At 71.1% G+C, this 14,175-nt stretch carries 14 protein-coding genes; all 14 read right to left on the reverse strand.

Annotated elements, in window-relative coordinates; translation table 11 throughout:
• Nucleotides 1–13: 13 nt before the first annotated feature.
• From ACE3TE_RS03835 to ACE3TE_RS03900, 14 genes are read right to left on the reverse strand one after another with little or no spacing between them, the layout of a single operon-like run.
• The gene (locus ACE3TE_RS03835; RefSeq protein WP_374602345.1) at nt 14–1,261 is read right to left on the reverse strand and encodes a beta-ketoacyl-ACP synthase; all 1,248 of its coding nucleotides are present in this window, start codon (nt 1,259–1,261) and stop codon (nt 14–16) included.
• Entirely contained in the window at nt 1,258–1,986 is a 729-nt protein-coding gene (fabG, locus tag ACE3TE_RS03840; protein WP_374602347.1) for a 3-oxoacyl-ACP reductase FabG, read from the reverse strand. Before fabG ends, ACE3TE_RS03835 begins: the two co-directional genes overlap by 4 nt.
• Nucleotides 1,983–2,444: a hypothetical protein gene (locus tag ACE3TE_RS03845; RefSeq protein ID WP_374602349.1), complete on the reverse strand. Its 462-nt coding sequence runs from the start codon at nt 2,442–2,444 to the stop codon at nt 1,983–1,985. Before ACE3TE_RS03845 ends, fabG begins: the two co-directional genes overlap by 4 nt.
• Complete coding sequence (locus ACE3TE_RS03850) at nt 2,441–3,625, reverse strand: beta-ketoacyl-ACP synthase (protein WP_374602351.1); 1,185 nt, start codon at nt 3,623–3,625, stop codon at nt 2,441–2,443. The genes ACE3TE_RS03845 and ACE3TE_RS03850 overlap by 4 nt, the downstream gene beginning before the upstream one ends.
• A complete protein-coding gene (locus ACE3TE_RS03855) occupies nt 3,622–4,161 on the reverse strand; it encodes a DUF3261 domain-containing protein (protein ID WP_374602353.1) in 540 nt (179 codons plus the stop codon). Before ACE3TE_RS03855 ends, ACE3TE_RS03850 begins: the two co-directional genes overlap by 4 nt.
• Nucleotides 4,149–5,390, reverse strand: coding sequence for an NAD(P)/FAD-dependent oxidoreductase (locus ACE3TE_RS03860; protein ID WP_374602355.1), 1,242 nt, complete (start codon nt 5,388–5,390; stop codon nt 4,149–4,151). The genes ACE3TE_RS03855 and ACE3TE_RS03860 overlap by 13 nt, the downstream gene beginning before the upstream one ends.
• Nucleotides 5,391–5,413: 23 nt before the next feature.
• Entirely contained in the window at nt 5,414–7,723 is a 2,310-nt protein-coding gene (locus ACE3TE_RS03865) for an MMPL family transporter (RefSeq protein WP_374602357.1), read from the reverse strand.
• Complete coding sequence (locus ACE3TE_RS03870) at nt 7,716–8,339, reverse strand: outer membrane lipoprotein carrier protein LolA (protein ID WP_374602359.1); 624 nt, start codon at nt 8,337–8,339, stop codon at nt 7,716–7,718. The genes ACE3TE_RS03865 and ACE3TE_RS03870 overlap by 8 nt, the downstream gene beginning before the upstream one ends.
• On the reverse strand, nt 8,339–8,755 hold the full coding sequence (locus ACE3TE_RS03875) for an acyl-CoA thioesterase (RefSeq protein ID WP_374602361.1): 417 nt from the start codon (nt 8,753–8,755) through the stop codon (nt 8,339–8,341). Before ACE3TE_RS03875 ends, ACE3TE_RS03870 begins: the two co-directional genes overlap by 1 nt.
• Entirely contained in the window at nt 8,745–10,298 is a 1,554-nt protein-coding gene (hutH, locus tag ACE3TE_RS03880; RefSeq protein ID WP_374602363.1) for a histidine ammonia-lyase, read from the reverse strand. The genes ACE3TE_RS03875 and hutH overlap by 11 nt, the downstream gene beginning before the upstream one ends.
• Nucleotides 10,279–11,223: an acyltransferase gene (locus ACE3TE_RS03885; protein ID WP_374602365.1), complete on the reverse strand. Its 945-nt coding sequence runs from the start codon at nt 11,221–11,223 to the stop codon at nt 10,279–10,281. Before ACE3TE_RS03885 ends, hutH begins: the two co-directional genes overlap by 20 nt.
• Nucleotides 11,223–11,972 carry a glycosyltransferase family 2 protein gene (locus ACE3TE_RS03890; protein ID WP_374602367.1) on the reverse strand — a complete coding sequence of 250 codons (750 nt, stop codon included), beginning with the start codon at nt 11,970–11,972 and terminating at the stop codon, nt 11,223–11,225. The genes ACE3TE_RS03885 and ACE3TE_RS03890 overlap by 1 nt, the downstream gene beginning before the upstream one ends.
• On the reverse strand, nt 11,969–13,651 hold the full coding sequence (locus tag ACE3TE_RS03895) for an AMP-binding protein (protein ID WP_374602368.1): 1,683 nt from the start codon (nt 13,649–13,651) through the stop codon (nt 11,969–11,971). The genes ACE3TE_RS03890 and ACE3TE_RS03895 overlap by 4 nt, the downstream gene beginning before the upstream one ends.
• Complete coding sequence (locus tag ACE3TE_RS03900) at nt 13,641–14,174, reverse strand: hypothetical protein (RefSeq protein WP_374602370.1); 534 nt, start codon at nt 14,172–14,174, stop codon at nt 13,641–13,643. Before ACE3TE_RS03900 ends, ACE3TE_RS03895 begins: the two co-directional genes overlap by 11 nt.
• Nucleotide 14,175: the final 1 nt, after the last annotated feature.

Below are 14,175 nucleotides of genomic sequence, written 5' to 3' on the forward strand. Positions count from 1 at the left end.
CTCCTCGGGTCAATCAATCGTTCCAGCGGCGCAGCACCAGCGAGGTGTTGATGCCGCCGAAGGCGAAGTTGTTGCTCATGGCGTAGTCGGTGTCGAGCATGCGGCCCTCGCCGGTGATGTAGTCGAGCCGGCCGCAGCGCGGGTCGACGTTGCGCAGGTTCAGGGTCGGATGGAACCAGCGCTCGCGCATCATTTCCAGCGTCACCCAGGCCTCGAGCGCACCGCAGGCGCCCAGGGTGTGGCCGGTGTAGCTCTTGAGCGAACTGATCGGCATCCGTTCGCCGAAGACTTCGTGCGTGGCCGTGGTTTCGGCGATGTCGCCGTGGCCGGTGGCGGTGCCGTGGGCGTTGACGTAGCCGATGGCGTCCGGCGCCAGCCCGGCGTCGTCCAGGGCCAGGCGCATCGCCTGCGCCATGGTCGGGGCATTGGGCTGGGTGACGTGCTGGCCGTCGCTGTTGGTGCCGAAACCGACGATCTCGGCGTGGATGGTGGCGCCGCGGGCCAGCGCGTGCTCCAGGTCTTCCAGCACCAGGGTGCAGGCGCCCTCGCCCACCACCAGGCCGTCGCGGTCGGCGTCGAAGGGACGCGGCGTCAGTTCCGGCGTGTCATTGGCATTGCTGGTGGCGAACAGCGTGTCGAAGACGGTGGCGGCGGTGACGTCAAGTTCCTCCGAACCACCGGCCAGCATGGCCAGCTGCCGGCCGGCGCGGATGGTTTCGTAGGCGTAGCCGATGCCCTGGCTGCCCGAGGTGCAGGCGCTGGAGGTGGTGATGATGCGGCCGGTGATGCCGAAGAACACGCCCATGTTCACCGGCGCGGTGTGGCTCATCATCTTGATGTAGGTGGTGGCGTTGACGTACTGCGTATTGAGCTCGGCCAGCGTGCGGCCGAAGTCGCTCATCGACGAGGGCGTGCCGGCGGAGCTGCCGTAGGAAATGCCGACCTTGCCCGACTGCAGCAGCGGGTTGCCCAGCAGCCCGGCGTCGGCGAGCGCCCGCTCGCTGGCCAGCGTCGCCAGCAGGGCCACGCGGCCCATGCTGCGCGTGGTCTTGCGGTTGTAGTGTGCAGGCAGCTCGAAGTCGGCGGCCGGCACGCCCAGGCGGGTGTTGAGGCCGCGGTATTTACCCCAATCGTCGAAGCGCTGCACGGCGTTGCGGCCGGACTTCAGGTGCGCCAGCACCGACGGCCAGTCGTGGCCCAGCGGACTGATCGCACCGCGGCCGGTGACCACGACGCGGCGTTCGGCTGCGGCGCGGCTCACAGCATGCCCCCGTTCACCGAAATCACCTGGCGGGTCACGTAGGAGGCGTCGTCGGACATCAGGAAGGACACCACGGCCGCGACTTCGTCCACCGTGCCGACCCGGCGCAGGGGCACCATCTTCAGCGCTTCCTCGCGTACGTGTTCGTCCAGCATCTCGGTGTCCACCAGGCCCGGCGCCACGCAGTTGACGGTGATCCCGCGCTTGGCCAGCTCCAGCGCCAGCGCCTTGCTGGCGCCGATGATGCCGGCCTTGGCTGCGCTGTAGTTGGTCTGGCCGCGATTGCCGGCCAGGCCCGACACCGACGACAGGGTGACGATGCGGCCCGGCTTGCGACGCCGGACCATCGGCATCACCACCGGCTGCAGCACGTTGTAGAAGGCGTCGAGGTTGGTGTGCACCACCGCGTCCCAGTCTTCGCCGGGCATGGCCGGGAAGGCGCTGTCGCGGGCGATGCCGGCGTTGCAGACGACGCCGTGGTAGGCGCCGTGGGCGTCGATGTCGGCGCTGATCGCTTCGGCGCAGGCCTTGCGGTCGGCGACGTCGAAACACAGCACGCGGGCTTCGCGGCCAAGCGCGCGCGCCATGGTCGCGACTTCCTCGGCCTGCTCGCGCCGGCTGCGGCAGTGCACGACCAGGTCGAAGCCGTCGCGGGCCAGGCGCAGCGCGATGCCGCGGCCGATGCCGCGGCTGGCGCCGGTGATCAGGACGGTGCGGTGAGTCATTCGTTCGTGTTTCCCAGGTAGGCGTCGGGGTCGGGGGGCTCGAAGACCGAGACGTTGGCGACGGCGATTTCTTCGTCCCCATCGAGGATGCGGCAGGCGAACATGCCCAGGCCGTTGTCGCCCATCAGTTCGCGGCGGGCTTCGATGCGCAGGCGGGTGCCGACGGCCAGGACCGGGCGTCGGCTGTCATAGCGCCGCGTGCCCAGCAGGAAACCCGGGCTCACCGGCTTGCCCCTGGCCAGCGCCTGGCCACCGGCCCAGGCGGCGATGCACTGCGCCATGTACTCGATGCCGGCCCAGGCGGGGACGCCCGCGACGTCGAAAAAAGGATGGTCCTCGCGGACCACGGCTTCGGCGACGGCACCATCGCCATCGCAGGCCAGGATGCGTTCGAGCCAGAGCATGCCGCCGCGATGCGGCACGAGGCGTTCGACGGCGGCGCGCACGGCGTCGTTCATACGGCCTCCAGCACCAGCGCGGCGTTGGAACCACCGAAGGCGAAGGACTGGCTGAGCACCCGGCGCGGCGCATGCAGGGCCCGCGTGCCCGGTGCCACCAGGTGGATCGGCGGCAGGTCGGGATCGACGGCGCCGTCCCACCAGTGCGGCGGCAGGTGCCGGCCCGGGTTGCGCGCCAGGGTGATCCAGGCGATGGCGGCCTCGATGGCGCCGGCCGCGCCGAGCGTGTGGCCGGTCAGCGCCTTGGTGGAACTGCAGGGCGTGCCGGCGCCGAACACCCGGGACATCACCCGCGCTTCCATGGCGTCGTTCTGCGGCGTGGCGGTGCCGTGCAGGTTCACGTAGTCGATGTCGCCCGGCGGGAAGCCGGCGCGCTGCAGGGCGGCCCGGATCGCGCGTTCGGGGCCCTGCCCCTCCGGCTCCGGCGCCGACATGTGGTGGGCATCCGAGCTTTCGCCCCACCCGGCCAGGCGCACCGGGCCTTCGCCGCGGCTGAGCACGAACAGCGCCGCGCCCTCGCCGATATTGATGCCGCAGCGGTTGCGCGAGAAGGGCTGGCAGCGTTCGGCCGACACCGAGCCGAGCGCGCTGAATCCGGCCACCGTGAACTCGCAGAGCGAGTCCGCGCCGCCTGCGACCACCGCGTCGGCCAGGCCAGCGCGCAGCAGCCGCGCGGCCGAGGCCAGGGCCTTGGCGCTGGACGAACAGGCGGTGGAAATGACGTGGGCCGGGCCGGTCAGGCCCAGCCGGCTGGCGACGAAGCGCGCCGGCATGCCCATTTCCTGCTGGGTGTAGTGGAAGGATTTGGGCCAACGCCCGTTCGCCAGGAAGGCGCGGTGCGCGGCTTCGCTTTCGCCCACGCCCGAGGTGCTGGTGCCCAGCACAACCGCGATGCGGGACGCACCGTGGCGCGCCACCAGGCGTTCGACGGCGGGACGGATCGGCGCCAGGGCCAGTTCCAGCAGGGCGTTGTTGCGGCCGCGCAGGGCCACGTCGAGACTGTCCAGCGACGGCAGTTCGCCGGGCACGCGGCCGATGGCCAGCGGCCGGCCGGGACTGGCGAAGTCGCTTTCCACCAGGCCGCCGGGTGCATCCGCGGCGAACAGGTTCGCGGCCACCGTTTCCAGGTCGGTGCCCAGTGCGCAGGCCATGGCCAGCTCATTGAGGAAAACCGGGCTCATGGCTGCACCGGGACCGAGCTGATGTGCAGGCGGTAGCCTTCGCGCCGGTTTTCCAGGCGGGCATCGTGCGCGCCCGTCCGGTGCACGGTGGCGACCGTTTCGCTGCGGTGCGCGAGCGTGCGTTGCTTCCCGGCTTCGTCCAGCGTCCAGCCGGCCGGCAAGGCCTGGCGGATGGCCGCGGCCGGCCAATAAACCAGCTGCAGGTCGGCAAGCACGCGCTGCGCGGAAAGCGCCGCGGGCAGCTGGTCGGCGCGTTCCTGCTGCAGGTCATCGCCATCCCAGGCCAGGCGCAGCAGCACCTGGCCCTGGCGGTGCAGCACGATGTTCACGGCCCGCGCATTGGCTTCCACCAGCGCATCGACGGTGTCGCTGCGCTCGCCGTGTTCGAACACCAGCCGCTGCTCCAGCGCCAGCGTGCCGCCCAGCGCCGCGGGCGCCAGCGCCAGCGTCGGCATGCCGCTGGCCGGCGCACGCACCGACTGGCTGGCACAGCCCGCCAGCACGACAGCCAGCAGCAGGACGATCAGGCGGCGCACAGTTGCTCCAGCACGCCCAGGCGTCGCTTCGAATCGGCGACGTAGGGATTGGACGTATCCCAGGCGTAACCGGCGAGGATCGAGCAGATCATTTCGCGGATCGCGGGGTTGGCGTTCTCGTGGAAGATGATTTTCTGGAAGCCGCCGGCGTACCAGCTTTCGACGAAGGTGCGGAAGGTGTCGACGCCGGCGCGCAGCGGACGGCCGTATTCGGCTTCCCAGTCCACGTTTTCGCCGCCGAACTGCCGGGCCAGGCAGGCCGCCGCCAGGCTGGCGGACTTGAAGGCGATGGTGACGCCCGAGGAAAACACCGGGTCCAGGAATTCGCCGGCATTGCCCAGCAGCGCATAGTTGCGGCCCCAGAGCGAATCGACGTTGGCCGAATAGCCCACGATCTGCCGCGCCGGCATCGGCCACTCGGCCTTGGCCAGCAGCGCCGACAGGCCGGGGTCTTCGCCGACGATGGCCTGCAGGCGTTGGGTTTCGCTGCCTTCGTACTGCGCCAGGAAGGCCTGTTCGGCCACCACGCCCAGCGAGCAGGTGCCGTTCGAGAACGGAATGGTCCAGTACCACACGTCCTGGTGGCGCGGATGCACCGTGATCAGGATCTTGTTGCGGTCGAAACCTTCGGCGCCCGGCGTGATGCCGTCGCGCACGTGGGTGAAGATTGCGCCGCGCACCGGGAAACGCGAGGGGCGCTCGAGGTCGAGCAGGCGCGGCAGGATGCGCGCGAAGCCGCTGGCGTCGAGCAGGAAGTCGGCAGCCACCTCGTAGGCCTCGCCGTCCGGGGCGCGGACGCTGACACGCGGTTTTTCGCCGGATACATCGACGGCCAACACTTCGTGTTCGAAACGCAGCTCGGCACCGGCGCGCTCGGCTTCGCGGGCCAGCACCTGGTCGAAGTCCGCGCGCTGCACCTGGTAGGTCGTGCCCCAGCCAAGGCTGGATTTTTGCCGGAAATCGAAGGTGGTGTGGCGGCCGTCGTGGGCGAAGGCGGCGCCATTCTTGTGCTGGAAACCGGCCTCGACCACGGCGCGCAGCATGCCGGCCTGTTCCAGGTATTCCATGGACTGGGGCAACAGGCTTTCGCCGATGGAAAAGCGCGGGAAACGCTGCTTCTCGAGCATCAGCACCTGCCGGCCCTGCTGGCGCAGCAGCGCGGCGGCGACCGAACCGGCCGGGCCGGCGCCGACGATCAGTACCTGGGTGGTTTCAGTGCGGGCGTTCATCGGGGCAGTCTCGCAGGTCGTTTTCAGTGGGCCAATGCGCCATTGTCGCGGCGCATGCGGAAACAGGGGGAAAGCAGCCAGACCAGGCCGATGCCCAGCAGCAGGCTCAGGCCGAAGCTGTGCAGGGCCGGCGTGGCCGAAAGCGCCAGCAGGCCGAAGGCCAGCGTGGTGCTGGCCGCGCCCAATGACACCGCCAGCCAGCTGGCCGGGTCGTCGTCGTGTTCAAGCAGGAAGATGCCGTAGTCGATGCCAAAGCCCAGCAGCAGCAGCTGGGCCAGCACGCCGAACAGGTCCAGCGGCACGCCCAGCCAGCCCAGCAGGCCCAGGCTGGCGGCGCCGGCCAGCGCCGTGGGCAGCAGGGCCCGCCAGGCGCGGCGGCGGAAGCGCAGGACCAGGGCCAGGCCGACGGCGGCATAGGCCGCGAGCACCAGCCAGCCCATCATGCGCCGGTAGTGCGAGAGCAGGTCGGAATACGCGGCGGTGCGGTCCACCCAGCGCACGTCCGGGGACCCGGCGGCCACGGTGGCCAGCGATTCGACCGACGCCGGCGCCAGGCCTTCGAGCAGTACGATGCTGGCCCACTGGCCGTCGCGTTCACCCAGCCAGAGCGGTCGCAGCGGCAGCGAGGCGGGCGTTGCCAGCCAGGTGTCCGGCTGCAGCCTCTGCACCGGGGCTGGCGCGGCCGCCAGGTCTTCTTCCAGCACCTCGGAGGCCAGCGCGAGCGCAGCGGTTTCCGCGGCCTGGCGCAGCGCCGCGTCGTCGGACTGTCGCGCCATCGAAGGCAGGAAGTCCGACACCGCGCGCCAGCCACTCAGCACACCCTTTTCGCGCAGCCCGGCAAGCTGGTCGACCAGGCTTTCTTCCGCGCGCAGCAGCGCTTCCGGCGTTTGTGCCTGGACCAGGAAATACTGCGCCGGGCTGGGCAGCGACAGCAGGCGCGCAGTGTCGCGTTCACCCGCCACCAGCGCCGCCGGCGAAGCCTGCAGGCTGCGCAGGTCGTCGCGCACCTGCAGCTGCCACAGGCCACCGGCGATGCCCGCGGCCACCAGCAGGGACAGCGCGAGTCCCGGCAGCCCACGCGGCCAGCGCGGCCAGCGCGCCAGGCTCGCGGCCACCACCCGGCTGAAGCCGCTGGGCCGCGGCGCACTGCGGTCCAGGAAGGGGAACCACAGCACGACGGTCAGGAAAGCGGCCGTCAGACCGGCCGCGGAGAACAGCGCCATCTGCCGCAGCCCCGGGAACGGCGCGATCGCCAGCGTCAGGTAGGCCAGCACGCTGGTGGCCAGGGCCAGCGACAGGGCCGGCAGCAGGCGCCGCATCAGCGTCCGCGGCGGCGACGGGTCGCGCTGGCGGCTGGCGAAATAGTGGATGCCATAGTCCTCGGCCACGCCGACCAGGCTGGCGCCGAAGACCAGGGTGAGCAGGTGCACCTGCCCGAACCACCAGGCGGTGGCCGCGACGCCGGCGGCCACGCCGATGGCCAGCGAAAGCCCCACGAGCAGGATCGGCCGCAGGCTGCGGAAGGCCAGCCAGGCCAGCAGCAGTACTGTGGCCAGCGAGCCCAGGCCGATGGTCGCGACTTCCCGGCTCGCCTGTGCCGCGGCGGCTTCGGCATGCAGCGGCACGCCGGCCTGCAGGCGCTGCAGCGGCTGGCCGGCGGCGCTTTCGGCCGCCGCGTGGGCGCGGTCGAGCGCCAGCTGCAGGTGGCGTTCGCCGTCGAGCGCGAAGGGCGAACCGGTGTGTTCGAAACGTTGCACGACCCAGTGGCGGTCCGCGTCTTCGATCGCAAGCAGGCCGTCCCGCGGCACCGGCCCCTGCCCTGCCCGCGCCTGCCACCAGTCCAGTTCCAGGCCCAGGGGGTCCGCCGTCCAGCCCGGCGCCGAACCCGGTGCGAACAGGCGGGCCAGCGCCTGGCGGGCCAGCAGGGCCGGATCGGTGTCCGAAAGTCGCTGCCGCTGTTCGCGGGTCAGCAGCCCGCGTTGGTAAGGCGCGTAAGCCGACATCGCCGCCTCCGCGGCGGTGTCGTCAGGCAGCGGCGCCAGGCGTGGGTTCTCGCGCAGGCTGGCGCCGAAGGCCTCGGCGCCGCGCCGAAGCGTGGGCCAGTCCGCGTGGCCCAGCAGCACCACCAGCTGGCGGGTGCCGCCTTCGGCCAGGCGGGCATTGGCCTGCGCCAGGCGCGGGTCTTCGTGCGCGCCGGGAAGCAGCGCCAGCACGTCGCTGTCGAGCCGGCCCTCGCGCCAGAAGCCGGCCTGCTGCCAGGCCAGCGCGCCCACGGCGAGCAGCCAGGCCAGGGCCAGCCAGGCCCAGGCACGCGGGCGACGGGCTTCAGTCAAAACGCGCCACCTCGGCCGGGCTGGGCGTGGCGGGTTCGCTGGACAGGTCCAGCAGGCGCACACGCGTGGTGTCGCCGCCGGTTTCTTCGATCAGCACTTCGCGAACGTGGCGGTCGCCGCCGAGTTCGAAACCTGCGAACACGCGCTTCAGCGCCGGCTCGCGGGGACGCAGTTCAAGCCGCCAGGCGCCATCGTCGAGCAGGGTTTCCGCGATCTCGAAACGTTCGGCGAGCGCGTCCAGGTCGCCTGCCACCAGGGCCATCAGCAGGCCGGCGGTGGCGCTGGCGGCCGGGCCATCGGCGGCGTCCAGGAGTACTTGCCGGCTGCCGTCGGGCAGTTCGCTGGTGAGCTTCTCGCGGGTCAGCACGGCGCTGGAGGCGAAGGGTTCGGCGGTGTCCCAGGCAATGCCGCTTTCCCGCACCAGCAGCATCGTGCCCGCCGAACGCAGCGGGTTGCGGAAGCCCTTGAGGTGCTTTTCCTGTTCGAAACGCCCGCGCAGGACGTCGGGCTGCTCGATCCGGCTGCGCACGCCGGCCAGTGCTTCGTCGGCGGCGACAGCCAGCGAAGCCTGGGCCAGGCTGGCGGCGAGCAGCAGCATGGCGAACCAGGGCCGCATCAGCCTGCCCTGCCCAGCCGTTCGAGCAGCGCCTTCGGCGAGGCGAAACACATCTCGCCGGTCGCCACGTCCACCGCCACCTGGATGCTGGTGGCGCGCGTGAGCACTTCGCCGGTGTCGGCGTCGCTGACCCGGTAGTCAATCTTGAGCCGGTTCTCCCACTCCACCAGCGTCGCCCGCACCACCAGCATTTGGCCGTAACGCGCAGAACGCACGTACTTGGCGCGCAGGTCGACGATAGGCCAGGCGTAGCCCGAGTCGCGCATCTGCGGGTAGTCGTAGTCGAAGGACTGCAGCAGCGCGCAGCGCGCCAGCTCGAAGTACTTTACGTAGTGGCCGTGCCAGACCACTTCCATCGGGTCGATGTCGTGGAAGGCCGGGGTCAGGCGGACCTCGGCGCTGAACTCAGTCTTCATACAGGCTCCAGGCGCGGTCGCGGATGGCCTGGATCAGCTGGCGCAGCTCGCCGTCCAGGGCGCGGTCTTCGACGACCAGCGGCACGCGCCGTCCCAGGTCGGCCAGCATGGCCTCTGGGGCCGCGGACAGGCCGGTGTCGGATTCAAGCGCACGCCGCAGCGCCACGCCCTGGCGCGCGGTGATCAGCAGCGCGGCCGTCACCTGCTCGGTGAGCTCGATGATGCGCAGGCAGTCGCGGGCCGCGATCGTGCCCATGCTCACCTTGTCCTGGTTGTGGCATTCGGTGGAACGGGAGAACACCGAGGCCGGCATCGTCAGCTTCAGCGCTTCAGCGGTCCAGGCCGAGGCGCTGATCTGCAGTGCCTTCAGGCCGTGGTTGAGCGCGGCGCGTTCGCCCGAGGCCGCCGACAGGTTGGCCGGCAGGCCGTGGTTGTAGCGCGCGTCGACCAGCAGGGCCATCTGCCGGTCGAGCAGGTCGGCGAGGTTGGCGACCAGGTTCTTGAGCGAATCCATCGCGAAGGCGATGTGGCCGCCGTAGAAGTGGCCACCGTGCAGCACCATTTCCTGCGCGGCGTCGATGATCGGGTTGTCGTTGGCGCTGTTGAGCTCGTTCTCGATGGTGTTGCACAGCCAGGGCAGCGCGTCCTCGAGCACGCCGATCACGTGCGGGGCGCAGCGCAGGGAATAGCGGTCCTGGATGCGCTGCTCGTTGCGCGGGGGTCGGTCCGACGCCAGGTCCTGGCGCAGGCGTGCGGCCACGCGCTGCTGGCCGGCGTGCGGCTTGACGGCGAACAGGGCCTGGTCGAAATGATGGGCGTTGCCGTCGCTGGCCAGCACGTTGAACGCCGTGATGCGTGTCGCCAGCCGGCCCAGGTAGTCGGCGCGGCGCCAGGCCAGGCAGGCCAGCGCGGTCATCACGGCGGTGCCGTTCATGATCGCCAGGCCTTCCTTGGGGCGCAGCTTCAGCGGCGCCAGGCCGTGTTCGGCCAGGGCCTCCGCCGCGGGCCGGATGCGGCCGCGATGCAGGACTTCGCGTTCGCCGCACAGCACGGCGGCGACGTAGGACAGCGGCGTCAGGTCGCCGCTGGCGCCGACCGAGCCTTCGGCCGGGATCAGCGGCAGGATGTCGTGTTCCAGCAGCGCCTGCAGCTGGCGCAGCAGGCCGAGGCTGACGCCGGACATGCCCTGCGACAGCGAGGCCAGGCGCGCGAGCAGCACCGCGCGGGTTTCCTCGGCGTCCAGGAAACGCCCCAGGCCGACGCCGTGGTAGGTGTACAGGCGATGCGGCAGCTCGGCGACCTGCGCCGGCGGGATCACCACGGTGCACGAATCGCCGTAGCCGGTGCTGACGCCATAGACCGCGCCATCCTCGGCGATCAGCCGGTCGACGAACTCGGCGCCGCGGTTGATGCGGGCCTGGAAACCGGCCTCGTCCGACAGCCGGCAGCGGGCCTCGCCGCGGGCCAGGTCGGCCACGTCCCCGATACGGAGGGGGCTGCCGTCGACAAGGAAGGAGCGCAGGTCAGTCGGGGCGCTTGCCATGGGGGCTGGGTTCCCAGAACGGATAGAAGTTGAACCAGTCATACGGGGATTCTCGCAGCCGCGCGGTCATCCAGGCGGCGAATCGCGAGGCGTGTTCGTCCAGCCCGGCCTGGCGGTCGTGCCGGGCGAGGTTCACCCGCGGCGTCATCAGCTCGATGCGGGCATGGTAGCCCTCGCCTTCGTGCTGGCAGGAAAGCAGCCAGACCGGGCAGCGCAGCACGGCCGCCATCAGGTAGGGGCCGGCCGGCAACTCGGCCCGGTGGCCCAGGAAATCGGCGCGGGCAAGGCGGTCGCCGGCCACCGGCACGCGGTCGCCGGCGATGGCGATGAACTCGCCGGCGGCGACGCGGTCGGCCAGCATCATCGCGGTTGCGGGCGAAAAATCGGTGACCTGCAGCAGCCGCACGCTGGCCTTGGGATTGATGCGGTCCAGGATCTGGTTGAAGCGCTGCGCGTTCGCCGTGTGCACCAGGATCGACACCCGCAGGCCCTCGCGCCAGGTGGCGGCGACCTGCATCAGCTCCAGGCAGCCCATGTGCGCGGTGACGATGATGCCGCCCTCCCCTGCGCGCGACGCGGCGAGCATCGGTTCGTAGCCGCTGAAGCGCACCCGTTCGCGCGGGATGCGGCCACCGATCGCCAGCATCTTGTCGAGCAGGGTTTCGGCGAAGAAGGTGAAGTGGCGCAGGCTGGCCCGCCAGCCTGGCCGGCGGTCGAACAGGCCCGGTTCGGCGGCGTGCAGCCGCCGCAGGTATTCGAGCGAACTGCGGCGCGCCAGCGGGCTGCCCAGCCAGTAGGCCAGCACCACCGGGTACAGGCACAGCAGGAACGGCCACCGCCCGAAGGCACGGTGCACGCCGTAGAGCAGCCAGGTGCCACCGACGAAGGTCGACTCGCCCACCTCGGCCCAGTGCTGGGAAGCCATCAGCCGCGCACCTTGCGGGCCAGCAGCCGCGGCAGGCGCAGGAGCATGCCGAAGAACAGCCGCGTATGCATGGCGCTGATGCGCACGTTGTCGCGCAGCATCCGGAAATGCGAAACGCCGTGTTCGGGATAGGTCACCCGGGTCGGACAGTCGCGCACGGCAAGCCCCTGCCAGTACAGGCGGACGATGATCTCGGTATCGAAATCCATGCGCGTGCCGATGTGTTCGCGGTCGATCAGCGCAACCGTCGGTGCCAGCGGATACACCCGGAAGCCGCACATCGAATCGCGGATCGCCAGCGACAGCGTGTTGATCCAGACCCAGACGTGGCTGGCATAACGACCGTAAAGCCTGGCCCGGGGCACCGATTGATCGTAGATCGGCCGCCCGTTGATCACCGCGTCCGGCGTCTCCCGCGCCATCGCCAGGAACCGCGGCACGTCGCGGGCGTCGTGCTGGCCGTCGGCGTCGATCTGCAGCGCGTGGCTGAAGCCGCGTCGTCCGGCTTCGCGCAGGCCGGCCATCACCGCGGCGCCCTTGCCCTGGTTGGTTTCGAGGCGCACCAGCGAAACCGCGTCCGGATGCCGGTGCGCCAACCCGGCCAGCAGCGCCGCACATTCGGGGCCCGAACCGTCATCGACCAGCAGGCAGGGCACGCCCAGTCCGCGCAGCGTCTCCACCAGCCCGGCAATGGCCTGCGGGTGGTCGAAGACCGGCACGACCACCACCGGCGAAAACGGGGCGCTCATTCGCCCTGCTCCGCCCGGAATCGCAGCCTGCCACTGGCGTGCACGCCGGTGGCGGATGCGAAGCGGAAACCCAGCTGCTGTTTCAGCGGCTGCCAGGTCAGTTCGACGTCGAGCCGGGTGCCCGGGCGCACCAGGTGCTGGAATTTCACCGCATCCATGCCCTCGAACGCGCCCGACAGTCCGAAGGCTTCGCGTCCCAGGCGGGTGGCCCAGTCCAGCAGGGCCACGCCGGGCAGGATTTCCGCACCGGGGAAATGTCCGTCGAAAACGGCCAGGCCCGGGTCGGCGACCAGCTCCAGCCGGGCACGGCCGTTTCCGCGCTCGTGCCAGGCGGGCGTCGGCATGTGCGGCCGGAACAGGCCGAGCAGGTCACGCTGGGTCGTCTTGCCGCGGGCGTCGCTGGGCAGCGCGTCCGGGAAACGCCAGCGGCGCGGCCAGGCGATGGGATCGATGCGTCCGGCGAGGTCCTCGCGGAGCCGGTTGGCCAGCGCGTTGCGCCCTTCGGCGGCCAGCACGGCCTGGCCGTCCGGCGACGGCACGACGGCCGCGCCGAGCAGGATGCGATGCCCGGGCAGTGGCACGACCCGGGCTTCGGCGGTCCACGGCGAAGCCAGCAAGGCCGCTTCGACGGCTTCCAGCGAAATCCGCCGCTCTTCGATTTTGACGATGCGGTCGGCGCGCCCTAGCAGTACGAAACCGCCCAGGGGCGAGGCTTCGGCGCGGTCCTGGGTGGCCTGCCAGCCCTCGTGGCCCAGGTGTGGCGATTGCAGCTGCAGCCGGCCCGCTTCGACCCGCCAGGCGACACCGGGCAAGGGTTGCCAGGGCGCCTGCTCGCCGCCCGGCGCCCGCCAGGCGACGCCGCCGGTTTCGGTGCTGCCGAAGACTTCGATCGCGGCCTGGCCCCAGAGTCGGCGCACGTCCATCGCCGCATCCGGTGGCAGCGGACCCCCCGAGGAAAACACCGCCCGCAGCCCGCCGGCCAGCTGCGACCAATCCTGGCTGGCCGGCAGCCGCTTCAGGTGGGCGGGGCTGGCGACAAGCACCAGCGGCGTTTCACCCAGGGCCGCGATCTGCTCGTTGTAGGCCAGCCGCCGCGGATGGAAGGCCCGGCCCGCCGACAGCGGCCACAGCACGCGGAACAGCAGCCCGTAGATGTGCTGGTGCGAAACGGTGCCCTGCACCGCCGCCCTGCCCAGGCGCGCGCCGAACGCGGCTTCCAGCGCCGCCACCTCGCGGTCCAGCTGTTCGAGGGTCTTGGTGATCGCCGCGGGTTCGCCGGTGGATCCGGAGGTGTAGAGCACGAGACGGCAGGCCGCCGGGTCCAAGCCGGTCAGCCGGCCCGCCTCCCCGGTCGCCGGGACCGGCAGCGCGCCCGGCAGTTCGCCGACAGGTACGACCGTTTTTTCGGCCAGGCGCTGCAAGGTCGCCGGCAGCACGTCGCCGGGCAGCCAGGGCGTGTGGCCGGCCTGCCAGGCGCCGAACAAAGCGGCGGAAAACTCGGCGGCATCGTCGTGGAACAGCGCGACGTCGCCCGGTGCTGATCCGGCAAGCGCCTCGCGCCACGCCGCCACCCGCGCCAGCCAGGCGGAGGCCGGCAGGCCGGGCGCGATTTCGCGCTCGCCGGGCAGCTGTCCCGGTTCGCACATGCGCGCCAGCGGCAGTCGTGTTTCAGTGGCCATGCTTGGGCCGTACGAGCCGTTCGCCCAGTACCAGGGCGCCGATCAGCAGGTAGGCGACCAGGCCGTTGTAGAGCGCCCATGCGGCGTCGGAGGCGGCCAGCGCCGTCCACAGCGCGATGGCGCCGTTGATCACGAAAAACCCGCACCACACTTTGGTGACCCGGGCGACGTAGGGGATGGCTTCGGGCGGCAGGTCCGGTTCCTGCAGGCGCGCCAGGCGTTCGATGACGGTGGGCGGTCGCCACAGGCTGGTCGCGAACACGCCGAGCAGCGCCAGGTTCACCAGCACCGGATAGAGCTTGAGCGGCAGGCCGTCATTGGCCAGGAAGCTGGCCAGCACCAGCAGGGCGGCACCCGCGGCCGCCACGCGCCAGACCGGTTCGGGCGAAGCCAGGGCCCGCAGCCCTGCCACGCCCAACAGCAGCAGGGCGACCCAGCGGGCTTCCCAGTGCGCCAGGCCGAACCAGACGGCAAGCGGGTACAGCAGGGTCGCCAGCCAGGCCAGGCCGGTCGCGGCGCGCATG

This window comes from Arenimonas sp., assembly GCF_041919775.1.
Classification (GTDB): Bacteria; Pseudomonadota; Gammaproteobacteria; order Xanthomonadales; family Xanthomonadaceae; genus Arenimonas.

Bases quoted from the DNA above. Each gene is read 5' to 3' on its own strand.
- ACE3TE_RS03875 (WP_374602361.1), bottom strand. From the start codon at position 8,755: ATGAAGACTGAGTTCAGCGCCGAGGTCCGCCTGACCCCGGCCTTCCAC.
- ACE3TE_RS03900 (WP_374602370.1), bottom strand. From the start codon at position 14,174: ATGCGCGCCGCGACCGGCCTGGCCTGGCTGGCGACCCTGCTGTACCCG.
- ACE3TE_RS03890 (WP_374602367.1), bottom strand. From the start codon at position 11,972: ATGAGCGCCCCGTTTTCGCCGGTGGTGGTCGTGCCGGTCTTCGACCAC.
- ACE3TE_RS03860 (WP_374602355.1), bottom strand. From the start codon at position 5,390: ATGAACGCCCGCACTGAAACCACCCAGGTACTGATCGTCGGCGCCGGC.
- ACE3TE_RS03885 (WP_374602365.1), bottom strand. From the start codon at position 11,223: ATGGCTTCCCAGCACTGGGCCGAGGTGGGCGAGTCGACCTTCGTCGGT.
- fabG (WP_374602347.1), bottom strand. From the start codon at position 1,986: ATGACTCACCGCACCGTCCTGATCACCGGCGCCAGCCGCGGCATCGGC.
- ACE3TE_RS03845 (WP_374602349.1), bottom strand. From the start codon at position 2,444: ATGAACGACGCCGTGCGCGCCGCCGTCGAACGCCTCGTGCCGCATCGC.
- hutH (WP_374602363.1), bottom strand. From the start codon at position 10,298: ATGGCAAGCGCCCCGACTGACCTGCGCTCCTTCCTTGTCGACGGCAGC.
- ACE3TE_RS03895 (WP_374602368.1), bottom strand. From the start codon at position 13,651: ATGGCCACTGAAACACGACTGCCGCTGGCGCGCATGTGCGAACCGGGA.
- ACE3TE_RS03850 (WP_374602351.1), bottom strand. From the start codon at position 3,625: ATGAGCCCGGTTTTCCTCAATGAGCTGGCCATGGCCTGCGCACTGGGC.
- ACE3TE_RS03870 (WP_374602359.1), bottom strand. From the start codon at position 8,339: ATGCGGCCCTGGTTCGCCATGCTGCTGCTCGCCGCCAGCCTGGCCCAG.